Genomic DNA, 26,177 nt, shown 5'->3' on the forward strand with positions numbered 1-26,177 from the left:
GTGAATTCATGAGCCAGACCGCGACCATTCTGGTCATCGACGACGAACCGCAGATCCGTAAATTCCTGCGCATCAGCCTCGCGTCCCAAGGCTACAAGGTGCTGGAGGCGGGCACCGGTGCCGAAGGCCTTGCGCAGGCGGCGCTGAACAAACCGGATTTGCTGGTGCTCGACCTTGGCCTGCCGGACATGGACGGCCAACAGGTGCTGCGCGAGTTTCGCGAATGGGCGACGACGCCGGTGCTGGTGCTGTCGGTGCGCGCCAGTGAGGGGCAGAAGGTCGAGGCGCTGGATGGTGGCGCCAATGACTACGTGACCAAGCCGTTCGGCATTCAGGAGTTTCTCGCGCGGGTGCGGGCGTTATTGCGTCAGGCGCCGGCGGGGGAGGCGCAGCAAGCGGCGCTGAATTTCGGCCCGCTGACGGTGGATCTGGCGTATCGGCGGGTACTGCTCGACGGCGTCGAAGTGGCGCTGACCCGTAAGGAGTATGCGGTGCTGGCGCAATTGGCGCGGCATCCAGGCCGGGTCATCACCCAGCAGCAATTGCTCAAGGATATCTGGGGGCCGACGCACACCGAGGACAGTCATTACCTGCGGATTGTGGTGGGGCATCTGCGGCAGAAACTGGCGGATGATCCGACGCGGCCACGGTTTATCGTGACGGAGGCGGGGGTGGGTTATCGGCTGTTGAGTGAGGTTGGCTGACTCGCTCACACACCGGATTTGCGTCGTTCACAAAACCCCTGTGGGAGCTAGCCCTGCTAGCGATGACGGACTGACAGTCAGCAAAAAATCAGCTGCGATCGCCTTGCTCGCTTTCATACCGATCCAGCGTATCCCGCGCAATCTCGCGCCCCAACGCGATCAACTCCGGCGCCTTGTAAAACTCGAAAAACCGGCACACCCGCTTCGGCACATTGATCAGGATATCCGGCGGATAACCGGCAATCTTGTATTGCGCCAGTGAGGTCTGCATCACCTCGAAACTCTGGTTGATCAAGTCCAGCAGCGACGCCGGCCCGACGTTATCGATGATGAAAGAACCGGTCGCCGACTTCGGCGCGCCTTCGCGTTCGGGCGCGGCGGCCGGTTGCTGGCTCTCGGGTTCGACACCCTCAAGCCAAGGATTGATGTCCGCCGCCTCGGCGCGCAGGGCTTCCTGCTCCAGCTTCAACAATTGCTCAGCCTGTTTGCGGCGGAACGGCATCTTCGAACCCAACGAATTGATCAGGCTGTCGAAGCGCGAGCGGAACGCCGGCGGGCGCTGGATCACCGGCAATTTGTAATGGCGCTGGTTGGTCGAGTTGAGATTCACCGCGATGATCAGATCACAGTGGCTGGACACCACCGGCACGATCGGCAACGGATTGAGAATGCCGCCATCGACCAGCATGCGGTTGCCTTGCATCACCGGGGTGAACAGGCTGGGGATCGCCGCCGAGGCGCGCATCGCCTGATGCAGGCAGCCTTCCTGAAACCAGATTTCCTGTTGATTGGTGAGGTCGGCAGCAACCGCGGTGTAGGGAATCCGCAGGTCTTCGATGTTGATCTCGCCGACGATCTTGCGGATCTGCCCGAAGACCTTTTCACCGCGAATCGCGCCGAGGCGAAAACTGACGTCGACCAGCCGTAGCACATCGAGGTAATCGAGGCTTTCGATCCAGTTCTTGTACACATCGAGTTTACCGGCCGCATAGATCCCGCCCACTACTGCGCCCATCGAACATCCGGCAATGCAGGCGATGTCGTAACCGCGTCGTTCAAGCTCTTCAATGACCCCGATATGGGCATAGCCCCGGGCGCCACCGGAACCCAGCACCAGTGCGACACGCTTTTTCATCAAACTTCCTCCCGACAAGGTTGCACAATGCACTCATCGCCGGGCCGGCTCAATCGCCAAGGTCGTTCAGTGCGCCGGTGATGTCGTTTTTTTGATATGCACTGACCCATCGACGCTATCCTTCTCAGTTGCGCAGATTCACCGTCGGCAAGGCACTTTTTCGCTGGCGGATCGTCTTACCTGCACGACTGTTGACCTGACTTTGAGGTGTGAGTGATGAAAGCCTGGATCTGTGTTCCCTTGATTGCCCTGGCATTGGCCGGTTGCGCCGGTAAAACCGCGTATCGCGACAGTTGCGGCAGCCAGCTCGATACCGCGTGGCATGAACTGGATCTGGCCAAGGCCGAAGGCTTTGCCGGCACCGTCAGCTATTCCAAAGCCTTGTCGCTGTTGACCGCAGCGAAGACCCAGCAGCAATTCGAAGGGTTCGAAGGCTGCAGCAGCAAAGCCGAAAAGGCGCGTTTCTACATTCGCGAATCCCGCGCCGGTCGCTAAGCGGCTGACCTGAAGCAAGGAGGCTGCGTTCGCCTGACGCCTGACTCATCCTCGAAGCCATTGGAAACAGGAGCACGTGATGTCTGCGTTAGTCGATCAGTTGGTGGCTCATGTTCTGAGTCTGGAAGTGCGATTGCTGGCCTGTCAGGCTCGAATGACGGCGCGCACCGATCCTGAGGCGTTGCATGATCTGCGCACCACGGTGCGACGGTTGCGCAGCCTGTTGCGACCGTTGCGCGGTTTGCCGGGTGTCGAACAACTGGAAGACGCGTCGTCCGCTGTCGGCCAACTGACCACACCGTGGCGTGACCGCGAGGTGTTGGCGGCGTACTTGCTCGAACACGATCAACCTGAAGCTGCGCAGCGGCGCATGGCGCAAATGGCCGAGGCCTATCCGGCGCTGGCGGCGAGTGCCGAACTGGCTTCGCTGTTGATGATTCTCGACGCTTTCCCACGCTTCCTGCGGGCCTCCCAGCGTCAGGGTTTGCTCAAGGGTTTAGACAAACGCATCGAGAAACGCCTTGGCAAACAGTGGAAGAAACTCGATGAGGCGCTGCACGATCCGGCCCACGACCGCCATCGTTTGCGCTTGCTGATCAAGCTCGTGCGTTATGGCATCGAAGCCTATCCCGAACTGGACCGGTTGCCCGAGGCGGCGCTGGCGCGATTGAAATCTGCGCAAGGTGCGCTGGGCGACTGGCACGATTGCTGGCAGTGGCTGGCGAAAGCCGAGCTGGAGGCAGATCTGCAACCCTGCGTGGCGACATGGCAGGCGACCATGATCAAAGCCGAAATCAAGGCTGATCGGGTGCTCGAAAAACTTAGTAGCGCCTGCTTCAAATAATCCTGAATTCACCACCGCCACTTACAAGGGATCTTCTTTGTGGCGGAGATCGGCGTAAGGCCTTTCTGTCAGCCCATTTGACCGGAATAGACGCTGCGGCGCTCTGCCGGTCTGGTTAAGATCCGTGTATTCATTTCTGGATTTCCGAGGTTGCCATGCGCTTTAGCGATTTGCTCGATGCGGTCCGCCGCCAACCGGAACTGACGATTCCTGCCGAATGGGGCCAGGGCCGCGCGAGTTTCGGTGGCTTGGTGGCGGCGCTGCAATACGAAGCCATGCGCGCGAAAGTCCCGGCGGAGCGCCCGGTGCGTTCACTGGCGATTACCTTTGTCGGCCCGGTCGAGCCTGACGTGCCGGTGAGTTTCGAAGTCGATGTGTTGCGCGAAGGCAAAGCCGTCAGCCAGGTGATGGGCCGTGCGATGCAGAAGGGTCAGGTGGTGACGATCGTTCAAGGCAGCTTCGGCGCCTCGCGACCCTCGGAAGTGGCCGTCGAAGCGTATCCGGCGCCATCAATGAAACATTGGGACGAATGCCAGGAATTGCCGTACATCAAAGGCGTCACCCCGGAGTTCATGCGTCATCTGGCTATGCGCTGGAGCGTCGGTGGCATGCCGTTCACCGGCAATCAATCGCGGTTGATGGGTGGCTGGGTACGGTTGCGTGGAGATGTCAAAGAAGAGCCGGTCAACGAGGCGCATCTGCTGGCCTTGGTGGATGCATGGCCGCCCGCGCTGTTGCCGTATCTGAAGAAGCCTGCGCCGGGCAGCACGCTGACCTGGACCATCGAATTCGTTCAGCCGTTACACGACTTGAGTACGCTGGACTGGTGCCAATACCTGGCCGACATCGAATACGCCGCCGACGGCTACGGCCATGTCGCCGCCAAGCTGTGGAGCGCGGAAGGGGAGTTGATTGCGATGAGTCGCCAAACTGTCACGATCTTCGCCTGACTCAATGTCGACGGTGGCGCTCACGCCAGGCGCGCCACCAGCCGCCGCTCAAAAAAAACCGGGGAAAGGTCAGAAACTGTTCGACCAGCAAGCGTGAAATCGCATCTTTGCGATCACTGAACGGCTCGGAGGCTTGCGCCTCCAAGCGGTGGCCGTGGCGCTGCAGACCCAGCGCCGCAACGATACCGACCACGCCGATGGCCACGCTGGCCAGACTCAGGCTGAACACTCCAGACACGATCAACAGAAACGCCACGATAAACAACGGCACGGCAATCAGGTGCAACACCAGATTGGTTGGGTGCTGATGATTGCCGGGGTAGGCGCGCCATTGCCACGCGGGAAGGTTGGGGTGACGTTTGCCCATGTTGATAACTCCTCGATCCATGTTGAACACATGGTTGAAGAATAGGCCCGCGCGGGGAGGGCGGCGAATCAAGGTTGGCTATTGAGCTGATAGCAGCAATGTCTATTTTCGATGTTGGCCGAGCTGACGCCATCGCGAGCAGGCGAAGGCTTACATTTGGAATGCATTCCCCTGTAGGAGTGAACCTGCTCGCGATGAGTCCCTCAAAGTTTCAACTGACCAATCGCCCTATTGAGTTCCCCAGCCAACGTCGCCAATTCATTACTCGTCGTCGCCGAATCCACCGTTTGCTGCACGGTGTTTTCAGTCACATCGCGAATGCTCACCACCGCCCGGTTCATCTCCTCGGCGACCTGACTTTGCTGCTCCGCCGCCACGGCAATCTGCGTGTTGCTCTCGCGCATCTGCGCCACCGCGCCGGTGATTTCCGCCAACGCTTCGCCAGCCTCCTGCGCCTGCTGCACGCAATCGTCAGCCTTGTACGAACTCTCCTGCATGAAATCCACCGCATCGCGCGTGCCGGCCTGCAACGCTGAAACCATGGTGGTGATTTCATCGGTCGAGGTCTGCACGCGTTTGGCGAGGTTGCGCACTTCATCGGCGACCACCGCAAAGCCACGGCCCATCTCCCCGGCGCGGGCGGCTTCGATGGCGGCATTGAGCGCGAGCAGATTGGTCTGCTCGGCGATGCTGTGAATCACGCTGACCACGCCGTTGATCTTCTGGCTGTCCTCGGCCAGCCGCTGGATCATCTCGGCGGTCTGCTGCACGCCGCTGGACAGTCCGGCGATCGAATGCTGCACGCGGCTGACCACTTGCTGACCGCTGCCGGCGAGGGTGTCGGCAGTCCGCGACAAATCCCGGGTGGCGCCAGCGTGTTGGGCGATGTGATAAACCGTGGCGGTCATTTCGTTGATCGCGGTGGCCGCCTGATCGGTTTCGCTTTGCTGACCGAGCATGCCGTGGCGCACCTCGTTCATGCTTGACGCTAGCCGCGCCGCGCCGACATCCAGTTGCCGAGCGGTGTTGGCAACCGTGGTCACTACGCGTTGATAACCGGCCTGCATGGCGTTGAACGCATTGGCCATCTGCCCGACTTCGTCTTTGCCGGCCAGCGGCACGCGGGCGGAGAGATCGCCGCTTTTCTCAACATGCAGCATGACGTCTTTCAACGTGTTGAGCTGGCTGAGCAGAAAACGTATGAGCAGTTGTGAAGCGCCGAGCATCGCCAGCATCAGGATAAACACCGCCACCGCGTAGTTGGCGAAGCGCTCGCTGAACACTTGGCTCAGGCTCGGACCATAGGCGATCACGGCGACCTGCTGGCCATCGGCACGGCTGAACACCTCAGCGCCCATCAGCGGGTTTTCGCCAAACAGCGGCAGGTGATTGATGTTGATCCAACCGGTGTTGTCGGTGATTTCCAGCAATGGCTGGTCATTGAGTCGCGGCGCTTCACCGCGTTTAAAAGTCAGTACCTGATCGGTTTGGGGCAACGGTTGTCCACTTGGCCAAGCCTTGAGCAATTGCGCTTGGGCCTGTGCGGACGCTTGCGAGGCGTGACTGCGCGCCTGTTGTTCGAGCTGCACGGCGTACAGCACCAGCAACAGCGTGGTGACAAAAGCGACCGCATTGACCGCCCAGAATTTGTATTTCAGCGAGATATTGCTAAGCCAGGCACCCATGGAGGTCTTCTCTGATAGCGGAAACAGTTTTGGCAAGGTGCCAGCATTGTGCCGCTATGCAGATTTGTGAATGTTGATACATATCAACAGAACACATGGGCCCCTGTATGTCAGGCGAGGGCGGGGAGGTTGTAGAACGCCCGAGCACACGCGGTGGTGTGCGCCGCCAGATCTTCCTCGGTCTCACCGCGATGCAGCGCCACTTCGCGCAGCACTTCGGTCAGATACGCCGGCTCATTGCGGCCGCTCTTCGGTTTGGGCCGCAAGGTGCGCGGCAGCAGATAAGGCGCATCGCTTTCCAGCATCAGCCGGCCGCGTTTGATCTCTTTCACCAGTGGGTGCAAATGTGTGCCCCGGCGCTCGTCGCAGATCCAGCCGGTGATGCCAATGTGCAGATCCAGATCAAGGTAGCTGAACAAAGCTTTTTGCTCGCCGGTGAAGCAATGCACCACCGCGGCGGGCAGTTGATCGCGGAAGTCCTTGAGGATTTCCAGCAGGCGCTGACTGGCATCGCGCTCGTGCAGGAACACCGGCAGCTGCAGCTCCACGGCCATCGCCAGATGTTCTTCGAGAACTTTTTCCTGCTGCGGGCGCGGCGAGAAATCGCGGTTGAAATCCAGCCCGCACTCACCCACGGCGACGACGTTGGTTTCCTTCAACAAACTGCGCAGACGGCGCGCGCTGTCGGCGTTCCAGTCACTGGCCGAATGCGGATGAATGCCGGCGGTGGCGAACAGGCGCTGGCCACTGTCATCGAGTTGCTGGCACAGCTCAAGAGCCTGCTCGCTGCCGTCGACGCTGGTGCCGGTCAGCACCAGTTGGCAGACCCCGGCGGCGTAGGCGCGGTCGAGCACGGCCTGGTGTTTGTCGGCGAAACTTGGGTTGGTCAGGTTGACGCCGATATCGATGAGTTGCATGGTTGCTACCTCGGGCCGAAGGCCGGAAAGCATACCAGAGCTGTAGATTCACAAGAAAAGCCAAGAACTACAAAGAGTTATAGCTGTCTCTTGATGCCGCGACGCAGCCCGGTTTGGCAAAGATGCCATCACTGTGCCAGTCTCTCGCACGTTGCCAGCGCTCATGGCGCTCTGTTTTCGTCGGTGATATCAACCGTTCAGCGGTGAAATCGCCCCGTATTCTTTCCGGAGAGTGGATGGTTCGTCCCTCGGTTTTGCTCCTGTTGTGTGGATCGCTGCTACTGCCGATGACGGCGGTCGCGCGCCTGCCCGGGCCGCTGCAAGCCGTGCCGGCGGTCAAGGTCCGCGACTTGTCCGAGATTCGCAGCAGTCGTGTGTTGAAGGTGTTGGTCAACCAGAGTCGCAACAGCTCCGGCGAAGTCCAGGGCCAGGCCATCGGCGTCGAATACCATCGCCTGCGCGCCTTCGAGCAATACCTCAATGGCCACGCCCGCGACGGCCAGGAAGTCACCCTCAAGATCATTCCCAAAGCCAAGGATCAACTACTCGGCGCGTTGCAGCGTGGCGAAGGTGATCTGGTCGCACCGGGCGAACTGCTCGACCTGCAACCGGGTTATGCGGTGGCCAGCAGCGAACCGATTGCCAGCAACGTGCCGCTGGTGCTGGTCGGCATCAAGGGCGAGCGGCGCTACACCAAGGTCGAACAGCTCGCCGGCAAGACCCTGGCGTTGCCGACCGGCAGCGCAGCGGGGGAGGCGGTCAGTCAGCTCAACCAGAAACTCGCGTTGCACAAACTGGCGCCGATCAAGATCGAATGGGTCGATCCGACACTGGCCGTCGAAGACGTGCTGGAGATGGTGCAGGGCGGGATTTTTCACCTGACTATCGTTGAGCAGCCGATCGCCGAGCGCTGGGGCAAGATCCTGCCGAAACTGCGTTTTGACCGGCAACTGATCATCAGTGAACCCGGCGAGGAGCACTGGTTTGTGCGTCGTGATGCGTCAATGTTGCGCGCGAGCATTGATCGCTTTCTGACCGGGTACAAGAAACCCTCGAACGAAGACGCCGCGTTTCTGCGCATCTATCGACGCCTGTATCAGGTACACAATCCGTTGGCCAAAGCTGATCGCCAACGTCTGGAAAAACTCCGTCCTACCCTGCAAAAACACGCCGACGCGCAGAACATGGACTGGCTCAACCTGGCCGCGCTGGCGTTCAAGGAATCACGTCTGCAACCCAATGCGCGTAGCGGCAGCGGCCCCACAGGGTTGATGCAAATTACCCCATCTGCGGCGCAGCGGGTGGGCGTCAACAATATCCAGAATCTCGATGCGAATGTGCAGGCCGGGGCCAAGTACCTGGCGATGATTCGTCGCAAGTTCTTCAACAGCCCCAAGCTCAACGAGCGCGAGCGCATGGCCTTCACGCTGGCGGCTTACAACATCGGCCCGGAGCGCGTGCAAGGCATGCGTGCCGAAGCCCGGCGCCGGGGGCTGAATCCCAATCAGTGGTTCTTTCAGGTCGAGCGCATTGCCATGGAGCAGGTGGGAATGGGGCCGGTCAGCTATGTTAATAGCGTGAACAAGTATTACTTGGCGTTCGACCGGGAGCGGGAGTCGTTGGAGCCCGGGGCGCAAAAAGTCGTCTCACGGAAATGATCTAATAATTTGATTGTTATGGCGGAATATTTGCGCTTTTAACATGAAATTAACTGATTAATATAGCGGCTAACCAACACACATCACTTCTCGCAAAACAAGGAATGCCCCATGAGCTCTCTGATCAACAAAGTCCTGTTCACCCGCGCCGGCTACGGTCTGACCATCCTGCGCATTGCTGTCGGCGTAATCTTCGCCGCCCACGGTTCGCAGAAACTCTTTGGTCTGTTTGGTGGTTACGGTCTGGCGGGCACCGCGCAATACATGGACAGCATCGGCCTGCACCCGGGTTACCTGATGGCCACGCTGGCCGGCGGCACCGAATTCTTCGCCGGTCTGGCGTTGATCATCGGCTTGCTGGTGCGCCCCGCAGCACTGGGCCTGACCTTCCTGTCGCTGGTAGCGATCTTCACCGTACACATCAGCAACGGTTTGTTTATGGCCAACAACGGTTATGAGTTCGCCCTTGCCCTGCTCGGTGGCAGCCTCGCAGTTCTGATCGAAGGCGCCGGCAAGCTCTCGGTGGATCGCGCCATCGCCGGTTGAAGGCTCTGGCACAACGAAAAAGGCCCGCATTGTGCGGGCCTTTTTTGTTGCGGCTGATTCTTGACACTGATCGGTCACGTTCTCTAGGATGTTGCCCATGCGCCGATTTAAACAGCTACTTGCGGGGCGCCAGGTGACTTCAACAGTCGCCGTCAGAAGCCGGAACAGGGCTTCGAAATACCGCTAAAGCGCTGGTTCGGTGTTGCCTCTCACCTGCCATGCAGACTTTTGAGGCAGAGACACGACACGATGAATGCACTACGCCCTCCAGCACGTCCCGCGCCGATCACGGCACATATTACCCAGCGCAACCCGAAAATCCTGCTTGGCGGCAAACATCAGCCGACGCTATTGCGTTATCTGGATGGCTGGCCACGTCGCAGCGGTGGTCCTGCCGCGTTCCTGATTCAGTTTGTCGAAGATGGCGAGTCACTGGCGCGGTTTGCCAATGACAGTTTTGACCTGGCCGTGATTCAGGCGCCGAGCGCAGAAGATGCGCCGGAAATGATCAAACAACTGACCCGTGTGGCGCGCCAAAGCTTGATCACCCGCCGCTGATTCGGTCTACAGATAGTCGATGGCGACGATGTAGACAAACTGCTCACCGGTCGGCGTCTGCACCCGCACTTCGGCGTCCAGCGCCTTGCCGATCAAGGCCCGGGCCAGTGGCGAATCAATGCTGATCAGACCCAGTTTCAGATCCAGTTCATCCGGACCGACGATGCGGTAGCGCGATTGCTTGCCGTCTTCGTCTTCGATGGTCACCCAGGCGCCGAAATAGACCTTGTTCGGATCGCTGGGTTTTTCGCTGACAACCTTGAGCGCTTCCAGACGTTTGGTCAGAAAGCGCACGCGACTGTCGATCTCGCGCAGCATCTTTTTGCCGTAGGTGTACTCGGCGTTTTCCGAGCGATCACCTTGCGCCGCCGCCTCGCTGACCGATTGCGTCACCTGCGGGCGACGCACATGCCACAGCTCATGGAATTCGGCGCGCATCCGCGCTTCACCTTCAGGGGTGATCAGCGCGGTGCCGGCGGTGCGGGGAGGGCGATAACGGCTCATGGCAACTTCTTGTGATTAAGACGGCTTGAGTCTATCAACCCTCGCGCAACACTGTCAGTGGGCTCGCATTCAGCGCCCGGCGTGTGCCGAACACACCGGCGCCGCCAATCAGCGCGGCGCCAATCAGTGGCAGCGCCAGCAACCATGGATGCGGATGCCATGGCAGGTCGAAGGCGTAGCGATACAACACCAGACTGACCACTTCCGAACCAATCGCCGCGAGCAGACCGCTGACCGCGCCGAGCAATCCGAATTCGATACGTCGCGCCTTGATCAGCAGCCGCCGCTCGGCGCCCAGTGCGCGCAGCAATGCACCTTGGCGAATGCGTTCATCCAGCGTCGCTTGCAGGCCTGAGAACAGCACCGCCATCCCCGCTGCCAAGACAAACAACAATACATATTCCACGGCCAGGGTGACCTGGGCGAGGATGCTGCGCAGCTGTTCGAGCAGGGCTTCGACCTGCAGGATGGTCACCGCCGGGAAGGCGCGCGACAGCTCGACGACCTGCTGATCGTGACCCGGCGCCAGATAGAAGCTGGTCAGGTAGGTCGCCGGCAGATCTTTCAAGGTGCCGGGCTGGAAGATCATGAAGAAGTTCGGCTGGAAGTTGTCCCAGTTGATCTCGCGCAGGCTGGTGACCTTCGCTTCACGATTGACCCCGCCGACATTGAACACCATGTGATCGCCGAGTTTGAGCTTGAGGCTTTCGGCGACTTTGCCTTCCACAGAGACACCGGGAACATCGTCGCTTGGCTGATCCTTCCACCACTGGCCGGCGGTGAGCTTGTTGCCCGCCGGCAAGTCCGCCGCCCAGGTCAGGCTCAAATCCCGTTGGATCGCCCGATCGCCGGCCGAGTCCTTGCTGACAATTTGCTGCACCGGATCGCCGTTGATGCTGATCAGCCGTCCCGGCACGACTGGATAGAGCGGCGCGGCTTGCGCAGACACATTGATCAGGTGATCGGCGAAGGCTTGTTTGTCTGCCGGCAGAATATTCAGGGCGAAGTAGTTCGGCGCATTTTTAGGCAGCTGGTTTTGCCAGGTGTCGAGCAGTTCGCCGCGCAGCAAAGCGATCAGCGCCATCGACAGCAGAATTAGCCCGAACGCCAGCGACTGCCCCGCTGCCGCCAAGGGATGGCGCAACAGTTGCCCCAGACCCAGACGCCACGGCAACGAAGCGCGGGCGAGCATCCGCCGCAGACTTTGCAGCAGCAGCAACAGCAAACCACCCAATACCAATGCCGCAACCACGCCGCCACCGAGCAGGGCAAAGGTCAGCAGCAGATCCAGACTCAAGCGCCACATGATCAAGCCGAGCGCGCCCAATGCCGCGCCGTAAACCATCCAGGTGCTCGATGGAATCGGCAGCATATCGCGACGCAACACGCGCAGCGGCGGAACGCGGCCCAATGCGGCGAGCGGCGGCAAGGCGAATCCGGCCAGCGCCACCAGCCCGGTGCCGATTCCCGCGATTGCAGGAAACAGCCCGCCCGGAGGCACATCGCTCGGCAACAGATCGTGCAACAGCGCGAACAATCCCAGTTGCGCCAGCCAGCCGAGCAACGCGCCACTGAGTGCAGCGATCAGCCCGAGTACGGTCAATTGGATGCTGAACAGCAACATGGTTTCCCGGCGTGACAAACCGAGGCAGCGCAACAGCGCACTGGCATCGAAACGTCGGCTGGCAAAACGATTCGCCGACAATGCCACGGCCACACCAGCGAGCAGCACCGCGACCAGACTGGCCATGTTCAGATAACGCTCGGCCTTGCCCAGCGCACCGCCGATTTGCCGGTTGCCATCGCGGGCGTCCTGAATGCGCTGGTTGGCGGCGAGCCCCGGTTTGATCAGTTGCCGATAGGTTTCCAGCGCCTGCGGTTCGCCGCGCCACAATTCGCGGAAACTGACCCGGCTGCCGGGTTGCACCACGCCCGTGGCGGCGAGGTCGTCGAGGTTGATCATCACTCGCGGTGTCAGGCTGTAGAAGTTGCCCGCCCGATCCGGCTCGTACGTCAGCACGCGGGTCAGTTTCAGCGTCTTCATGCCGACATCGATGCTGTCGCCGATCTTCAGGTCCAGCGCCGTCAGCAGGCGCGCCTCGACCCAGGCTTCGCCCGGTTGCGGTTCGCCGCCAACGTCTTCGGTTGCGAAGGGCGCTGGCGCGCTCTTCAGTTCGCCACGCAAGGGGTACGCGCGGTCGACAGCCTTGATGCTCGACAGCTGAATGCCGTTGTCGGTGGCGATGACACTGGAGAACTCCACCACTTGCGCATGGCTCAGGCGTAGTTCGGTGCCGCTCTTGATCTGTTCTTCGCGGGCCGGCGAACTGCCTTCAAGGACCAGATCGGCACCGAGAAACTCGGTGGCGCGCAGCGTCATGGCGCCGTTAAGGCGCGCGCCGAAATAACCGATGGCGGTACTCGCCGCCACCGCCACGACCAAGGCGAAAAACAACACGCGCAATTCGCCGGCGCGGGCATCGCGCATCAATTGGCGAATGGCGAGACTGAACAGACGCAACAGCGGCAAACGTGCCATCAAGGCTCCAGAGGGGCGACCAACAGCCCGGCTTCAAGACGGATCAGGCGCCGGCAGCGATGGGCCAGGCGTTCGTCGTGGGTCACCAGCACCAGAGTGGTGCCGCGTTCCTTGTTCAATTCGAACAGCAAGTCGCTGATGCGCTCGCCGGTGTGGCTGTCGAGGTTGCCGGTGGGTTCATCGGCAAACAGCACATCCGGCTCGGCGGCGAAGGCGCGGGCGATGGCGACACGCTGTTGCTCGCCACCGGAGAGCTGGCGCGGCGAGTGCGTCAGGCGTTGACCGAGGCCGACGCGCTGGAGCAGTTCGGTCGCACGCTCGCGCGCATCTTTGCGGCCATCGAGTTCCAGCGGCAGCATGACGTTTTCCAGTGCGTTGAGGCTGTCGAGCAACTGGAACGACTGGAAGACGAAACCGACATGTTCGGCACGGATGCGCGCACGCTGGTCTTCGTCAAGATTGCTCAGGCCTTGCCCGGCGAGGGTTACTTCACCGCTGCTCGGCAGGTCGAGGCCGGCGAGCAGGCCGAGGAGGGTGGATTTGCCGGAACCGGACGCGCCAACGATGGCCAGGCTGTCGCCCTTGTTCAGTTCCAGGCTGAGTTCGTGCAGGATAGTCAGTTCACCTTCCGCGCTGGGAACCACTTTGCTGAGGTTCTTCGCGGTGAGAATGCTTGCGCCCATGGAGAATCCGATGCGAGTGTGGTTTTTGAGTGCTGGCCTGGCCTTGATGTGCATGGCCCAGAACGCAGCGGCGGGTACTGTCCTGATCGTTGGCGATAGTATCAGCGCCGGTTTCGGACTGGATACCCGCTTGGGGTGGGTGTCGTTGCTGGAACAACGGCTCAAACAGGAGGGTTTCGACGATAAAGTGGTCAATGCCTCCATCAGCGGCGACACCAGTGCCGGAGGCCAGGCGCGGCTGCCGGCGCTGCTTGCAGAGCATAAGCCTGAGCTGGTGATCCTCGAACTGGGGGGTAACGATGGCCTGCGCGGGATGCCGCCAACGCAATTGCAACAAAATCTTGCCTCGATGATCGACAGCTCGCGCCAGAGCGGCGCCAAGGTGTTGTTGCTCGGCATGCAACTGCCGCCCAATTACGGTAAGCGTTACACCGACGCTTTTGCCGAGGTCTACGGCAAACTCGCCGACGACAAAAAGATCCCTTTGGTACCGTTTTTCCTCGAAGGCGTCGGCGGTCATCCGGACTTGATGCAAGCCGACGGTCTGCACCCGGCAGCCGGGGCTCAGGGCAAGTTGCTGGAAAATGTCTGGCCGACGCTAAAACCGCTGTTATGAGGCTTTTCTATGGGCAGGCTTTCGGCTAATGTGGCGCCCCCTTATTTGGAGCCCCCGATGTCGCGTTCTGCCTGGTCCCTGTTTGCCTACCAACTGATCGAACCTGACGAGCAGCTGGATCTGTTCGCCTGTCAGGAAGTGCGGGTGCATCTGGTGACGCGTCAGCTGGAACTCGGTGGCTCGGCCGATCGCACCCTGTGCGGCAGTCTGCTGCCGGCGCAACCGCGCTGGTCGAGCGTGGATCGGCGGGTGTTTCAGGATCAGCGTCTGTGTTCGCTGTGCCGGGCGATTCTGGAGTCGCAGAAGCGCGGCACTTCGCCGATCTGGCCTGAGCTGCGTTTCGAGCTCTGACCCACCCCAAGGCACCTTGTCGCCTGCATTGGGGTGATCTCCCCGAATATTCAAAGTGCGGTGTACAATCGCGCTCTTATACCCTTGTTGATCATGCGAAGGATTTTCCGGATGTTGCCGCGCTTTCCTGCCGTCACCCGCTGCCTGTCACTTGCCGCCCTGTGTGTGGCCGGTCCCGTTGCTGCATTGGAGTTCCCCCTGCCACCGCCCGGTGAAGACATCATCGGCCAGGTTCAGGTGATCAAAGCCAAGTACGAAGACACCTTCGCCGATCTGGGCACCACCTACGATCTCGGCTACTCGGAAATGGTTGCGGCCAACCCGGGCGTCGATGCCTGGTTGCCGGGCGCCGGTACGGAAATCGTCCTGCCGACGCGTTTCATTCTGCCGCCGGGCCCGCGTGAAGGCATCGTCATCAACCTGGCCGAGTATCGCCTTTACTATTACCCGAAAGGCAAGAACACGGTGTACACCTTCCCGCTGGGGATTGGTCGTGAGGGCTGGGGCTCGCCGATCGCGCACACCACCATCACCGCGAAGACGCCGAACCCGACCTGGACGCCGCCAGCGTCGATCAAGGCTGAACACGCCGCTGACGGTGATCCGCTGCCAAACGTGGTGCCGGCCGGCCCTGACAACCCGCTGGGCCCGTTCAAGTTCACGTTGGGCACACCGGGCTACCTGATCCACGGTTCGAACAAGAAGTTCGGCATCGGTATGCGCACCAGCCACGGCTGCTTCCGCATGTTCAACAACAACGTGCTGGAAATGGCCGGCATGGTGCCGGTCGGCACGTCGGTGCGCATCCTCAATGATGCGTACAAGTTCGGCCGCAGCAACGGCAAGGTCTATCTGGAGGCGCACACGCCGATCGACGACAAGGGCAACCCGTCCGTGGTCGACAAACACACGGCGGTGATCAACGCGATGCTCAAGCGTGAAGACATCACCAACAACCTGCGCATGAACTGGGACGTGGTGCGTGATGTGGTCGCGGCCGAAGATGGCCTGCCGACCGAAATCGGTACGCCGAGTGCTTCCGCGCCGATGGTCTCGAGTACGCCGGTCGAGTTGCAGTAAGCGATCTGGACAAAACCCGCCGATGCGTAAAGCGTCGGCGGGTTTTTTATTGCCCGGACAAAAGCATCAGGCACAAAAAAGCCGACCCAAAAAATGGGTCGGCTTGATAACAATCCCGAAGGACTATTACTTGCGGCTAGCTTTTTCCAGCATGCGCAGAGCACGCTCGTTAGCTTCGTCAGCAGTCTGTTGTGCTTTTTGAGCAGCAGCCAGAGCTTCATCAGCTTTACGGTAAGCTTCGTCTGCACGAGCCTGGGAGCGAGCAGCTGCGTCTTCAGTAGCGGTCAGACGTGCTTCGGTTTCTTTCGATGCGCTGCTGCAACCGGTAGCCAGAACTGCGGCCAGAGCCAGAGCAGAGAATTTCAGAACGTTGTTCATCGTGTTCCCCTTCAAGGACTTTCAAATTAAGTGACTGTCTCCTCACGATTGAGGAAATAGCCGGCGTACATACTACCCATTACTTGTAGTAAGTAAACTGACGTAGCGCAAGAAGCAAAAAAAATTGTAGGCGCTGATTCTTTTTCGAGCAACTTTTAACTGCGTTGTATAAAAAATATCCAGCTGCAAGCCCCGTGCAGAGCGAGTCAATGAGAAAAAGTTCCCGCTATCTTGTGCTGTTTTTGCAGTCTTGGCTAAAGTCTTTCTAGATGAATTCGTCCACACTTTTGTTCCGATTTTGCGCGCTGCTTCGCTTATCTTTGTCCATGTTGAGGTGACTTTAAAAAAGGTTGCACGTCTTAAGTCTCAACATCCGGCAATGTTCAGGTGAGCGCCCCGGGAAGATTGTTTCCCCAGCCGCCTCTGCGTCCATCGGAGCAACCCCCGTCAACCGGCTTGATGACGAGCGCACCTTGAGCATTTTTGCCATTGGCGCCTACTATTTATCAGGTGCTCGGTTGCGCGAGATCGGTGTGGCTCTTCTCGGTGTCCATCAGGCACGGGGTGGCGTAGATGTTCCTTCGCCGGACAAACATCGGTAAGGTAGGGGTCAGAATCCAAGACCCGCGAGGAGTAGTGATGAGCGAGGCGTTGTCCATCCACCATGACCAGGCTGGTCATCAGTTCGAGACCAATGTGGACGGTCATCGTGCCTATCTGACCTATATGGATCTGGGGAAACAGACCCTGGATATCTACCGCACGTTTGTGCCCAACGCCCTGCGTGGCCGTGGCATTGCCGCTGCGCTGACCGAAAGGGCGCTGCAATACGCCGAAGAAATGGGCTACACGGTGATCCCGTCGTGCTCTTACGTCGAGCGCTATATGGAACGCCATCAGCGCCGCGCCGCAAAGATCTGAACCGCACACACAAAAACGCCGGGCAATGCCCGGCGTTTTTTTATGCCTGCGAAACGTCGATCAGCTGCGCTGACGTTTCGGCAACACGTCCTTGAGCTTGGCGTGCATGCTGCGCAGGGTGTTTTCAGTGGCAGACCAGTCGATGCAGGCATCGGTGATCGACACGCCGTATTGCAGGTCGGCGAGGTCTTTCGGAATCGCCTGGCAGCCCCAGTTCAGGTGACTTTCGACCATCAGGCCGATAATCGACTGGTTGCCTTCGAGGATCTGGTTGGCAACGTTTTCCATCACCAGCGGCTGTAGGGCCGGATCCTTGTTGGAGTTGGCGTGGCTGCAGTCGACCATGATGTTCGGCTTGATCTTCGCCTTGTCCAGCGCCTGTTCGCACAGGGCGACGCTGACCGAATCGTAGTTCGGCTTGCCATTGCCACCGCGCAGCACCACGTGACCGTAGGCGTTGCCTTTGGTGGTGACGATCGACACGCCACCTTCCTGGTTGATCCCGAGGAAACGGTGCGGGCTGGAGACCGATTGCAGGGCGTTGATCGCCACGGTCAGGCCGCCGTCAGTGCCGTTCTTGAAGCCGACGGCCGAGGACAGGCCGGAAGCCATTTCACGGTGCGTCTGGGATTCGGTGGTGCGCGCGCCGATGGCCGACCAGCTGATCAGATCCTGCAGATACTGCGGGGAAATCGGGTCGAGGGCTTCGGTGGCGGTCGGCAGGCCTTTTTCGGCCAGGTCCAGCAGCAACTGGCGACCGATGTGCAGACCGTCCTGAATCTTGAACGAGTCGTCCAGATACGGATCGTTGATCAGGCCTTTCCAGCCGACGGTGGTCCGTGGCTTCTCGAAATACACACGCATGACCAGATACAAAGTGTCGGAGACTTCCTCCGCGAGCACCTTCAGGCGATCGGCGTATTCGTGGGCAGCCTTGATGTCGTGGATCGAGCACGGGCCGATCACTACGAACAGACGGTGGTCGGTGCCATCAAGAATGTTGCGAATGACTTCGCGGCCCTTGGTGACGGTGCGCAGGGCAGCATCGCTCAGAGGGATATCACGCTTGAGCTGATCGGGAGTGATCAGGGTCTCGTTAGAGGCGACGTTTAGGTCGTTGATCGGTAAATCAGCCATCGTTTACTCGTCAGGTCACGGGTGCCGGCCGCCAGCGATCCCCGCGCGGCGGAGCACAGCAGATTTAAGCGCGTCGGGGAGCGGAACCTTAGCGCGTAAAGCGCCTGGTAGACAATGGGCAAAAGGTGCTTTAGTCCAGCGCTGGCTGCGCAAAAGCCTTGCGCACGCTGTCGTGGGAGAACTCGTCGGCGTGTTGCTCGACCCACTGCAGGGCCAGCGCCTGAATATCGTGCAAATCATCGTGGGCGTCATTCATGCGGCAGAAGCGCTCGATCTGACACACTTGCTCACCCATTCGCGCGCTGAACAGCGTCTGCTCATCAGTGAAAGCGATGCCCACCAGGTAACCTTTTTTGCGCCGCAGGCACCACGCCACATAGCCCGGATAACAGATGTCAGCGTTGAGCGTGGGCATGCGCACTTGCAGCGCCGTGCCATGGCGCCAGGCACGGTGGTAATTGCAAGCGATGCCGCCGAGGCTGATAGTGTGCAGCTGTCGCCTGGAAATACACTCGGGCTTGAGTAACGTCAGTTCAACCGGTACTTCGTCCGGATGAGGAATGAAACGTCCCATGAGCACAGACTCCCTGTGTCAGCCATTTGACATTGTTTCCCCCAGTATAGTGGTCGAATCCGAGCTGACCGATTTCGACGCCGACCAACGGCTATTGGCGATGAGCGGCGTTTCCCTGGTCATTTTCACCAGCGTCGGCTGCGCCAGTTGCCGCTACGCCCGCGGAGTATTGCCGGAGATGGGACTGGCGGTTGATCGCCTGTGCTGGATTGATGCCGGTGACAATGGCGGGTTGGTGGAGCGCTATCAGGTCTTTCATTTGCCGGCGCTGTTCGTGGTGCGCGACGGCGAGTTCTTTGGGGCATTGCACACGCGCCTGACCGCCGATGCACTCAACGAGGCATTGGCGCAGGCACTGGGTCGAATTGCAGAGGAGTTGCCATGATGGGGGCAGTGAATAAACCGGGCGTTGATAAACCGACAGTGGGGATTATTGGCACCGGTGCAATCGGTGGGTTCTATGGTGTGATGCTGGCGCGGGCCGGATTCGATGTGCATTTTTTGTTGCGCAGCGAGTTTTCGGCGGTGGCAGAGCGAGGGTTGCACGTCAACAGCGCGGTGCATGGCCCGATGACGTTGAATCCGGCGCAGGCGTATTCCGCCGCCGAAGACATGCCCAAGTGTGACTGGCTGTTGGTCGGGGCGAAAACCACCAGCAATGCCGGTCTCGCGCCTTCTATCATTCAAGCAGCCAAACCCGATGCCAAAGTGTTGGTGCTGCAAAACGGCCTCGACGTTGAAGACGATTTGCGTGAACTGTTGCCCGATTCCCTGCATCTGCTCGGCGGTTTGTGCCTGATTTGCGTACACCGTGAAGGCCCCGGGCAAGTCACCCATCAAGCGCTCGGCGCGGTGAATGTGGGTTATCACAGCGGCCCGGCCATCGACGATGACACCCGTATGGCCATTGTCGAAGAAGGCTCCGGTCTGTTCCGCGCCGCCGGTCTCGAATCCCAGGCCATGGCCAATCTAAAGCAGGCACGTTGGCAGAAACTGGTCTGGAATATTCCCTACAACGGCCTGTCCGTGCTGCTCGGCGCCGGTACCACGCCACTGATGGCCGACGCCGACAGCCGCGTATCAATTCAAGCCTTGATGGCCGAAGTGGAGCAGGGCGCCAAGGCCTGTGGCTACGAAATGCCACCCGGTTACGCCAGCTTCCTGTTCTCGATGACGGAAAAAATGCCCGACTACTGGCCGAGCATGTACCACGACTTTTTACACAAGCGACCGCTGGAGCTAGAGGCGATTTACGCCCGGCCACTGGTGGCGGCCAAAGCGGCAGGCTGTGAGCTGCCGCGAATCGAGGCGCTGTACCGCAATTTGCGTTTTATCGACCGGCGCAACGTTTAGGTCGGTTTTTTTGTGAAGGGCGGGGGAAGCATGGCCAAGAACATCGATGACAAACTGGTGCTGGCGATTTCATCGCGCGCCTTGTTCGACCTGAGCGAAAGCCACAAGGTCTACCTGTCGAGCGGCGTCGAAGCCTATCGGCAATATCAGATCGAGCACGAGGACGAGATTCTCGCGCCCGGCGATGCTTTCCCGCTGGTGGAAAAACTCCTGAGCCTGAACAGTCGCCTCGGTCGCGCGCGGGTCGAGGTGATCCTGGTCTCGCGCAACAGCGCCGACACCGGGCTGCGCGTATTCAACTCGATTCACCATTACGGCCTGGCGATTTCCCGCGCGGCGTTCGTCGGCGGGCGCAGTCCGTATCCGTATTTGAAAGCTTTCGGTTGTGACCTGTTTCTGTCGACTCACGCTGAAGATGTGCGCGCCGCGCTGGATGCCGGTTTCGCCGCCGCGACGATTCTGTCTGGTGGCGCCAGCCGCGCGGCCAGCGATGAGTTGCGCATCGCCTTCGACGGTGATGCGGTGATTTTTTCCGACGAATCGGAGCGCGTTTATCAGTCCGGTGGCCTGGAAGCGTTTCAGGCCAAAGAGCGCGAAGCCGCTCGCGAACCGTTGCGCGGCGGTCCCTTCAAAGGCTTTCTCGCGGCGCTCAATTTGCTCCAGCGCGAATTCCCCGACGACGACTGTCCGATCCGCACGGCGCTGGTCACCGCGCGTTCGGCGCCGGCCCATGAAAGGGTGATTCGCACGCTGCGCGAATGGGACATCCGGCTCGACGAATCCTTGTTTCTCGGCGGCCTGACCAAATCGGCGTTTCTCGAAGCGTTCGCCGCCGACGTGTTCTTTGACGATCAGGCCGGTCACTGCGAACTCGCCCGCGAAGTGGTCGCCACTGGCCACGTGCCGCATGGCATCAGCAACGAACCTTCGATCTAAAGCCCATTGGTTCAAGACGTTGCGTCACACGTCGTAGTCGTCAAGGCACTGCTAAGCTGAATCAAATCTCCGCCATGTTGGCTTGCGAGGAGGTCATATGATTCGTTCAATGCTGTATGCCACTGACCTCGGTCTGTACGCACCGTTAGTGATGCAGCATGCCCTGGCGCTGGCGCGGACGTTCAATGCCGACTTGTATGTGGTGCATGCCGTCGAGCCGATGGGGCTGTTTGCCGAGTCGGTGTTGCAGAGCTATCTCGATGAGCAGGCGTTGAACGAATTCCACAGCCAGGGTCTGAAAACAGTCATCGCCAATATCGAGCAGCGGGTGCTGGAAAGTTTTCGCGAAGAACTGGGCGAGGAGGGCGAGCAGGATCTGCAACGCATTCGAGCCGTGCGGGTGGTGCAGGGCGATCCGTCGCAGGTGATTCTTGACCAGGTGCAGAAACTCTCCGTCGATTTGCTGATCGTAGGAAGCCACAGTCACGGGGTAGGCGCGGAGACGCCATTGGGGCGCACAGCGGCTCGGGTCCTGCAGTTGGCCAAGGTGCCGGTTTATCTGGTGCCGTTGGTGGAGCGTCGGCGGCGGGAGGATCGCTGAAGCGGGAATAATGGCACTTTGATAAAAAAGTTCTAGATTTATTCTTCAAACCATTAATATAGTTATATACCGTCGCTGATGCCCGTGGCGTCTATCTGCTTTGAGGGATTCATATGAAGCTTCAACAATTGCGCTACATCTGGGAAGTGGCGCACCACGACCTCAACGTTTCCGCTACCGCCCAAAGCCTATACACCTCGCAACCGGGTATCAGTAAACAAATCCGCCTGCTGGAAGATGAACTCGGCGTTGAAGTCTTTGCCCGCAGCGGCAAGCACTTGACCCGTGTGACCCCGGCCGGCGAGCGCATCATCACCACCGCTGGCGAGATTCTGCGCAAGGTCGAAAGCATCAAGCAGATTGCCCAGGAATTCTCCAACGAGAAGAAAGGCACCCTGTCGATCGCCACCACCCACACCCAGGCGCGTTATGCGCTGCCGCCGGTGATCAGCAATTTCATCAAACAATATCCCGACGTGGCGCTGCACATGCACCAGGGTTCGCCGATGCAGATCGCCGAAATGGCCGCTGACGGCACCGTCGATTTTGCCATCGCCACCGAAGCGCTGGAGTTGTTCGGCGATCTGGTCATGATGCCGTGCTATCGCTGGAACCGTTGCGTGGTCGTGCCACAGGGCCACCCGCTGACCAAGCTGCCGAAGCTGACTTTGGAAGCACTGGCCGAATACCCGATCGTGACTTACGTGTTCGGTTTCACCGGCCGTTCGAAACTCGACGAAGCCTTCAGCCATCGTGGCCTGACGCCGAAAGTGGTGTTCACCGCCGCCGACGCTGACGTGATCAAAACTTACGTGCGTCTGGGCTTGGGCGTGGGCATCGTCGCCAAAATGGCGGTCGACACCAAACTCGATAACGACCTGGTGGTGCTGGATGCCAGTGAACTGTTCGAATCGAGCATCACCAAGATCGGTTTCCGTCGCGGCACTTTCCTGCGTGGTTTCATGTGCGACTTCATCGAGAAGTTCGCCCCGCACCTGACCCGCGAAGTCATGGCCAAAGCCATCCAGTGCCACAACAAGCAGGAACTGGAAGAACTGTTCGACGGCGTCGAACTGCCGGTTCACTGATCCGCTGTCTCAGAGCACCTCGGTAACAGCAAACTGTTGCCGGGTGCCCGCCACCAGAATCTCCACCTCATCGCCCTCGAACTTGCCCAACAGGCCTTTGCCCAGAGGCGAGCGCGGGGTGATGACGGTAATCGGCTGACCGACCACGTCGATTTTCAAACCCGCCGCATCCGGCGCCAGAAACAGCCATTGCTCGCGACCCTTTTCATCCTCCAGGCCGAGCAGGGCGCCGATCTCGATGCCACGATTTTCATCGTAAGCACGCAGCATCAGGTTCTGACACAGCGCCAGTGACTGCCGAATTTCCTCAACCCGTTTCGCCTGACCCGCCGCCAGATACGACGCCTCCAGACCCAGCGTGTCGTATTTGTTTTCGGCGATGTTTTCTTCGTGGGTCGCGGTTTCGTAAGCGGTTTGCGCGGCACGCTCGGCAATGTCGAGGTCGATGCGCAGCTTGTCGAGAATCAGTTGGTGGACGGCGTACTTATTCATGATCAATCGCAGAATTGTAAAACGTTGGCGCGGCTCTTTTCGCTCGGGGCCGTCTGGTCCTGTTGCAGCCAGAACTGGCATTTGGGGTTCGACTGATTGCGAATACTGCTGCGGGCCTGATCCATACGCTGCTGTTGCTCATTGCGGCGCAGGTTTTCTTCGTACTGATCGAACAATGGACTCTGCGGCGGAATATCCGGCTGGACCTGAACCTGAGGCGCTGGCGGATTGGCCAGTTGCTGCACCGCTTGAGCAACCGGTGCCAATTGTTCAGTGAACAGAAAGCGTGAAAGCAGCCAGCAGGTCAGCGCAATGGCGAGAAAGCCCAGCCATAGGCCCAAGGCAATGCTACCGGTCAAATGCAGCGCGCTAAGCTGAACGGGCAAAGGTCGACGCGGGTTGGGGCGATAGGGCATGGCGGCCTCCTGGCGGATGATTGCGGGCGAGTGGCGATTGTCGCACGAAGATTAATCGCCGTCGGCTCTTCTGCGCGAGGTGATTTATGCGGACAATTGACGCTTTTGCCAACGGGAGATTTGCATGTCGGAACTGAACACCCGCTGGGATATTTTCTGCACCGTCGTCGACAACTATGGCGACATCGGTGTGACCTGGCGTCTGGCCCGGCAATTGGTGGCTGAGCATGGGCTTGATGTGCGTTTGTGGGTCGATGATTTGCGCGCATTCGAACGGATCTGCCCCGAGATCGACATCAATGCCGCGCAGCAATGGCAACAAGGCGTAGAGGTGCGGCACTGGCCCGCCGAGTGGCCGCACACAGAGGCGGTAGACGTGGTGATCGCCGCATTCGCCTGTCAGTTGCCGAGTGATTACATGGACGCCATGGCTGCGCGGGGAAAACCGCCGCTGTGGATGAACCTCGACTATCTGAGCGCCGAAGACTGGGTGGTGGGTTGCCATGGGCTGCCGTCGGTCAAATACAAAACAGTGCAGAAGTTCTTCTTCTTTCCGGGCTTCCAAGCGGGGACGGGCGGACTGCTGCGTGAACGAGGACTGCTCGAAAAGCGTCGGCAATTTCAGCAGGATGCCGATGCGCGGCGACAATTCCTGCAAGGTCTGGGGATTGATCGCGCAGCAGATGCACAGCTGATTTCGCTGTTTGCCTACGAAAATGCCGGGCTGGCCAGTTGGCTGGACGTATTGGCGGCGGACAGCACGCCGACTCACCTGCTGGTGCCGGAAGGGCGAATTCTCGGTGATGTGGCGCGTTGGCTCGAAGTGGAAACCCTGGGCGTCGGGGCCATCCACGTCCGTCAGGCACTGACCGTGCAAGTGCTGCCGTTCGTCCGACAGGATCAGTACGATCATTTGCTGTGGTGCTGCGATTTCAACGCGGTGCGTGGCGAAGATTCGTTCGTCCGGGCGCAATGGGCGGGGCGGCCGATGCTCTGGCACATCTATCAGCAAGACGAAGACATCCATCTGGACAAGCTCGACGCCTTCCTCGCGCTCTACACGAAACGGCTTTCTCCGGCGGCTGCCGAGGCGATGAACGGTCTGTGGCGCGCGTGGAGCGCCGGTCAGCCGATCGGTGAACACTGGCTCGCGGCCCGCATTCATTGGCCAGAACTGCAGAAAAATGCCGAAGCGTGGTGTCTGGAACAAGGCTTGCAGGCCGATCTTGCCGCGGCGCTGGTACAGTTTTACCTAAATTGGATATGATACGCGGCCTAGATTTTTGTAAATCCCATCCAAATTCGGATATTCGTAATGAAAACTGGTAAAGAACTCAAACCCGGTACCGTGATCCGTCTCGAGAACGATCCTTGGCTGGTTCAGAAAGCTGAATTCACCAAGTCGGGCCGTAACAGCGCGATCATGAAGACCAAGCTGAAAAACCTGCTGACCGGTTACAAGACCGAGATCGTTTACAGCGCTGACGACAAACTGGACGACGTGATCCTCGACCGTAAAGAAGCCACCCTGTCTTTCATCAGCGGTGACTCTTACACGTTCATGGACACCACTGACTACACCATGTACGAGCTGAACGCTGAAGACATCGAAGCCGTTCTGCCATTCATCGAAGAAGGCATGACCGACGTCTGCGAAGCCGTGTTCTTCGAAGAGCGTCTGGTTTCCGTAGAACTGCCGACCACCATCGTTCGTGTAGTTGACTACACCGAAGGTTCGGCTCGCGGCGACACTTCCGGTAAAGTCATGAAGCCAGCCAAGCTGGCCAACGGTACTGAGCTGCAGGTTGCTGACTTCATCGAAATCGGTGACAAGATCGAAATCGACACCCGCGAAGGCGGTTCCTACAAAGGCCGTGCTAAATAAGCGCTGGTTTTTGCGGAAAGAAAAAGCCCGACCATTGAGTCGGGCTTTTTTGTGCCTGCAATTTGCGTACAGCTTCAGACAGTCACGTGCAAGCGTACGTCGACATTGCCACGGGTGGCGTTGGAGTACGGGCAGACCTGGTGGGCCGCGTCGACCAGCGACTGGGCGTCGGCTTTTTCCAGACCTGGCAGGCTGATGTGCAGGTCGATGTCCAGACCGAAACCGCCGGGGATCTGGCCGATACCGACGTGGGCGGTGATCGAGGCGTCGTCGGGGATTTTGCGCTTGGTCTGGCTGGCGACGAATTTCAGTGCGCCAATGAAGCAGGCCGAGTAGCCGGCAGCGAACAGTTGCTCAGGGTTGGTCGCCGCGCCGCCTGCACCGCCGAGTTCTTTCGGAGTTGCCAGTTTGACGTCGAGGATGTTGTCGCTGGAGATCGCACGACCATCACGGCCGCCGGTGGAAGTAGCGATTGCAGTGTAGAGAGTTTGCATGGTGTGAGCCTCGTAGGATGGTGTGTTGCGCGCTGATTGTTTGTGCGCTAATTAAGTACGAGGTGAATGTATCGCGTGAATATTTAGTGCGCAAGATAAATTTTTGAAGAATCTGCGCTTTTGCTACCGAGCGGGTGTGAGAGGAGGGCTGTAAGGCTCGATTTAGAGCGGATTGCGGGGAAGTTCAGGTGCTGAGAAATATTGTGCTGGCGATGAAATCAATGTGGGAGCGGGGGGGGGTTGGGGGGGGAGAACCCCACCCACCCCCTT

At 59.6% G+C, this 26,177-nt stretch carries 31 protein-coding genes; 18 read left to right on the forward strand and 13 right to left on the reverse strand.

Translation table 11 applies throughout. From position 1 onward, the window contains the following. Window positions 1-8 precede the first annotated feature (8 nt). On the forward strand, window positions 9-704 hold the full coding sequence (locus tag ACQ4OE_RS12470) for a response regulator (protein WP_122592014.1): 696 nt from the start codon (window positions 9-11) through the stop codon (window positions 702-704). Between the two features lie 88 nt (window positions 705-792). Here ACQ4OE_RS12470 and ACQ4OE_RS12475 read toward each other — a convergent pair whose 3' ends face one another. After that, window positions 793-1,839 carry a patatin-like phospholipase family protein gene (locus ACQ4OE_RS12475; protein ID WP_430946805.1) on the reverse strand — a complete coding sequence of 349 codons (1,047 nt, stop codon included), beginning with the start codon at window positions 1,837-1,839 and terminating at the stop codon, window positions 793-795. A gap of 216 nt (window positions 1,840-2,055) precedes the next feature. Between ACQ4OE_RS12475 and ACQ4OE_RS12480 the strand changes: the two genes are divergently transcribed. The 3 genes from ACQ4OE_RS12480 (at window position 2,056) to ACQ4OE_RS12490 (ending at window position 4,128) form a co-directional block, all read left to right on the forward strand. Further along, a complete protein-coding gene (locus tag ACQ4OE_RS12480) occupies window positions 2,056-2,334 on the forward strand; it encodes a hypothetical protein (RefSeq protein WP_122592011.1) in 279 nt (92 codons plus the stop codon). Between the two features lie 79 nt (window positions 2,335-2,413). After that, complete coding sequence (locus tag ACQ4OE_RS12485; RefSeq protein ID WP_430946806.1) at window positions 2,414-3,178, forward strand: CHAD domain-containing protein; 765 nt, start codon at window positions 2,414-2,416, stop codon at window positions 3,176-3,178. 155 nt (window positions 3,179-3,333) lie between these two features. After that, window positions 3,334-4,128: an acyl-CoA thioesterase gene (locus ACQ4OE_RS12490; protein WP_430946807.1), complete on the forward strand. Its 795-nt coding sequence runs from the start codon at window positions 3,334-3,336 to the stop codon at window positions 4,126-4,128. 1 nt (window position 4,129) lies between these two features. On the opposite strand, the gene ACQ4OE_RS12495 is transcribed toward ACQ4OE_RS12490, so the two are convergent. The 3 genes from ACQ4OE_RS12495 to ACQ4OE_RS12505 all read right to left on the reverse strand — a co-directional run bounded on the left by ACQ4OE_RS12495 (window position 4,130) and on the right by ACQ4OE_RS12505 (window position 7,097). Then, window positions 4,130-4,495, reverse strand: coding sequence for a terminase (locus tag ACQ4OE_RS12495; RefSeq protein ID WP_430946808.1), 366 nt, complete (start codon window positions 4,493-4,495; stop codon window positions 4,130-4,132). Window positions 4,496-4,698: 203 nt separating this feature from the next. Beyond that, window positions 4,699-6,180 carry a methyl-accepting chemotaxis protein gene (locus ACQ4OE_RS12500; RefSeq protein WP_430946809.1) on the reverse strand — a complete coding sequence of 494 codons (1,482 nt, stop codon included), beginning with the start codon at window positions 6,178-6,180 and terminating at the stop codon, window positions 4,699-4,701. A gap of 110 nt (window positions 6,181-6,290) precedes the next feature. Further along, complete coding sequence (locus ACQ4OE_RS12505; protein WP_430946810.1) at window positions 6,291-7,097, reverse strand: TatD family hydrolase; 807 nt, start codon at window positions 7,095-7,097, stop codon at window positions 6,291-6,293. A 236-nt stretch (window positions 7,098-7,333) separates the two neighbouring features. Here ACQ4OE_RS12505 and ACQ4OE_RS12510 point away from each other — a divergent pair, with 236 nt between their 5' ends. The 3 genes from ACQ4OE_RS12510 (at window position 7,334) to ACQ4OE_RS12520 (ending at window position 9,859) form a co-directional block, all read left to right on the forward strand. After that, a complete protein-coding gene (locus ACQ4OE_RS12510) occupies window positions 7,334-8,755 on the forward strand; it encodes a transglycosylase SLT domain-containing protein (protein WP_430946811.1) in 1,422 nt (473 codons plus the stop codon). Between the two features lie 111 nt (window positions 8,756-8,866). Continuing rightward, window positions 8,867-9,301, forward strand: a complete 435-nt coding sequence (locus ACQ4OE_RS12515; protein WP_007908568.1) for a DoxX family protein — start codon at window positions 8,867-8,869, stop codon at window positions 9,299-9,301. A gap of 249 nt (window positions 9,302-9,550) precedes the next feature. Beyond that, window positions 9,551-9,859 (forward strand): class I SAM-dependent methyltransferase, encoded by a 309-nt coding sequence (locus ACQ4OE_RS12520; RefSeq protein WP_430946812.1) that lies wholly within the window; start codon window positions 9,551-9,553, stop codon window positions 9,857-9,859. Between the two features lie 6 nt (window positions 9,860-9,865). On the opposite strand, the gene greB is transcribed toward ACQ4OE_RS12520, so the two are convergent. From greB to ACQ4OE_RS12535, 3 genes are read right to left on the reverse strand one after another with little or no spacing between them, the layout of a single operon-like run. After that, window positions 9,866-10,363 (reverse strand): transcription elongation factor GreB, encoded by a 498-nt coding sequence (gene greB / locus ACQ4OE_RS12525; protein ID WP_414871871.1) that lies wholly within the window; start codon window positions 10,361-10,363, stop codon window positions 9,866-9,868. Between the two features lie 34 nt (window positions 10,364-10,397). Further along, window positions 10,398-12,902, reverse strand: a complete 2,505-nt coding sequence (locus ACQ4OE_RS12530; protein WP_430946813.1) for an ABC transporter permease — start codon at window positions 12,900-12,902, stop codon at window positions 10,398-10,400. Further along, window positions 12,902-13,585: an ABC transporter ATP-binding protein gene (locus tag ACQ4OE_RS12535; RefSeq protein WP_007939984.1), complete on the reverse strand. Its 684-nt coding sequence runs from the start codon at window positions 13,583-13,585 to the stop codon at window positions 12,902-12,904. The genes ACQ4OE_RS12530 and ACQ4OE_RS12535 overlap by 1 nt, the downstream gene beginning before the upstream one ends. Before the next feature lie 10 nt (window positions 13,586-13,595). On the opposite strand from ACQ4OE_RS12535, the gene ACQ4OE_RS12540 reads away from it, so the two are divergent. The 3 genes from ACQ4OE_RS12540 to ACQ4OE_RS12550 all read left to right on the forward strand — a co-directional run bounded on the left by ACQ4OE_RS12540 (window position 13,596) and on the right by ACQ4OE_RS12550 (window position 15,632). Continuing rightward, window positions 13,596-14,201: an arylesterase gene (locus ACQ4OE_RS12540; protein WP_163005002.1), complete on the forward strand. Its 606-nt coding sequence runs from the start codon at window positions 13,596-13,598 to the stop codon at window positions 14,199-14,201. Between the two features lie 57 nt (window positions 14,202-14,258). Further along, on the forward strand, window positions 14,259-14,552 hold the full coding sequence (locus ACQ4OE_RS12545; RefSeq protein WP_007908575.1) for a hypothetical protein: 294 nt from the start codon (window positions 14,259-14,261) through the stop codon (window positions 14,550-14,552). 111 nt (window positions 14,553-14,663) lie between these two features. Continuing rightward, window positions 14,664-15,632, forward strand: a complete 969-nt coding sequence (locus ACQ4OE_RS12550; protein WP_430946814.1) for a L,D-transpeptidase family protein — start codon at window positions 14,664-14,666, stop codon at window positions 15,630-15,632. A 126-nt stretch (window positions 15,633-15,758) separates the two neighbouring features. On the opposite strand, the gene oprI is transcribed toward ACQ4OE_RS12550, so the two are convergent. Beyond that, complete coding sequence (gene oprI / locus ACQ4OE_RS12555) at window positions 15,759-16,010, reverse strand: outer membrane lipoprotei OprI (RefSeq protein WP_003183784.1); 252 nt, start codon at window positions 16,008-16,010, stop codon at window positions 15,759-15,761. Between the two features lie 639 nt (window positions 16,011-16,649). Between oprI and ACQ4OE_RS12560 the strand changes: the two genes are divergently transcribed. After that, complete coding sequence (locus tag ACQ4OE_RS12560) at window positions 16,650-16,931, forward strand: GNAT family N-acetyltransferase (protein ID WP_102900376.1); 282 nt, start codon at window positions 16,650-16,652, stop codon at window positions 16,929-16,931. A 60-nt stretch (window positions 16,932-16,991) separates the two neighbouring features. On the opposite strand, the gene ACQ4OE_RS12565 is transcribed toward ACQ4OE_RS12560, so the two are convergent. Together ACQ4OE_RS12565 and ACQ4OE_RS12570 are read right to left on the reverse strand one after the other, a co-directional pair. Next, window positions 16,992-18,068 carry a 3-deoxy-7-phosphoheptulonate synthase gene (locus ACQ4OE_RS12565; RefSeq protein WP_102900377.1) on the reverse strand — a complete coding sequence of 359 codons (1,077 nt, stop codon included), beginning with the start codon at window positions 18,066-18,068 and terminating at the stop codon, window positions 16,992-16,994. Window positions 18,069-18,198: 130 nt separating this feature from the next. Next, a complete protein-coding gene (locus tag ACQ4OE_RS12570) occupies window positions 18,199-18,642 on the reverse strand; it encodes a PilZ domain-containing protein (protein ID WP_430946815.1) in 444 nt (147 codons plus the stop codon). Here ACQ4OE_RS12570 and ACQ4OE_RS12575 point away from each other — a divergent pair. From ACQ4OE_RS12575 to cysB, 5 genes are all read left to right on the forward strand, one after another. Next, a complete protein-coding gene (locus tag ACQ4OE_RS12575) occupies window positions 18,641-19,027 on the forward strand; it encodes a thioredoxin family protein (RefSeq protein WP_430946816.1) in 387 nt (128 codons plus the stop codon). The two genes, ACQ4OE_RS12570 and ACQ4OE_RS12575, sit on opposite strands and share 2 nt — an antisense overlap. Then, entirely contained in the window at window positions 19,024-19,995 is a 972-nt protein-coding gene (locus ACQ4OE_RS12580) for a putative 2-dehydropantoate 2-reductase (protein WP_430946817.1), read from the forward strand. The genes ACQ4OE_RS12575 and ACQ4OE_RS12580 overlap by 4 nt, the downstream gene beginning before the upstream one ends. Before the next feature lie 30 nt (window positions 19,996-20,025). Next, window positions 20,026-20,931: a 5'-nucleotidase gene (locus ACQ4OE_RS12585; RefSeq protein WP_064391400.1), complete on the forward strand. Its 906-nt coding sequence runs from the start codon at window positions 20,026-20,028 to the stop codon at window positions 20,929-20,931. A gap of 97 nt (window positions 20,932-21,028) precedes the next feature. Beyond that, window positions 21,029-21,532, forward strand: a complete 504-nt coding sequence (locus ACQ4OE_RS12590) for a universal stress protein (RefSeq protein WP_122591981.1) — start codon at window positions 21,029-21,031, stop codon at window positions 21,530-21,532. 113 nt (window positions 21,533-21,645) lie between these two features. Beyond that, window positions 21,646-22,620 carry an HTH-type transcriptional regulator CysB gene (gene cysB / locus ACQ4OE_RS12595; RefSeq protein ID WP_007908591.1) on the forward strand — a complete coding sequence of 325 codons (975 nt, stop codon included), beginning with the start codon at window positions 21,646-21,648 and terminating at the stop codon, window positions 22,618-22,620. Between the two features lie 9 nt (window positions 22,621-22,629). Here cysB and ACQ4OE_RS12600 read toward each other — a convergent pair whose 3' ends face one another. Together ACQ4OE_RS12600 and ACQ4OE_RS12605 are read right to left on the reverse strand one after the other, a co-directional pair. Beyond that, entirely contained in the window at window positions 22,630-23,112 is a 483-nt protein-coding gene (locus ACQ4OE_RS12600) for a GreA/GreB family elongation factor (protein WP_430946818.1), read from the reverse strand. 2 nt (window positions 23,113-23,114) lie between these two features. Then, window positions 23,115-23,528, reverse strand: a complete 414-nt coding sequence (locus ACQ4OE_RS12605; RefSeq protein WP_430946819.1) for a hypothetical protein — start codon at window positions 23,526-23,528, stop codon at window positions 23,115-23,117. A 124-nt stretch (window positions 23,529-23,652) separates the two neighbouring features. Here ACQ4OE_RS12605 and earP point away from each other — a divergent pair, with 124 nt between their 5' ends. Both earP and ACQ4OE_RS12615 read left to right on the forward strand, forming a co-directional pair. After that, a complete protein-coding gene (earP, locus tag ACQ4OE_RS12610; protein ID WP_430946820.1) occupies window positions 23,653-24,795 on the forward strand; it encodes an elongation factor P maturation arginine rhamnosyltransferase EarP in 1,143 nt (380 codons plus the stop codon). Window positions 24,796-24,843: 48 nt separating this feature from the next. Next, window positions 24,844-25,413 carry an elongation factor P gene (locus ACQ4OE_RS12615; protein WP_122591975.1) on the forward strand — a complete coding sequence of 190 codons (570 nt, stop codon included), beginning with the start codon at window positions 24,844-24,846 and terminating at the stop codon, window positions 25,411-25,413. A gap of 74 nt (window positions 25,414-25,487) precedes the next feature. Here ACQ4OE_RS12615 and ACQ4OE_RS12620 read toward each other — a convergent pair whose 3' ends face one another. Next, complete coding sequence (locus tag ACQ4OE_RS12620; protein ID WP_430946821.1) at window positions 25,488-25,907, reverse strand: organic hydroperoxide resistance protein; 420 nt, start codon at window positions 25,905-25,907, stop codon at window positions 25,488-25,490. Window positions 25,908-26,177: the final 270 nt, after the last annotated feature.

The organism is Pseudomonas sp. WC2, assembly GCF_050586545.1.
In the GTDB taxonomy this organism is placed as follows: domain Bacteria; phylum Pseudomonadota; class Gammaproteobacteria; order Pseudomonadales; family Pseudomonadaceae; genus Aquipseudomonas.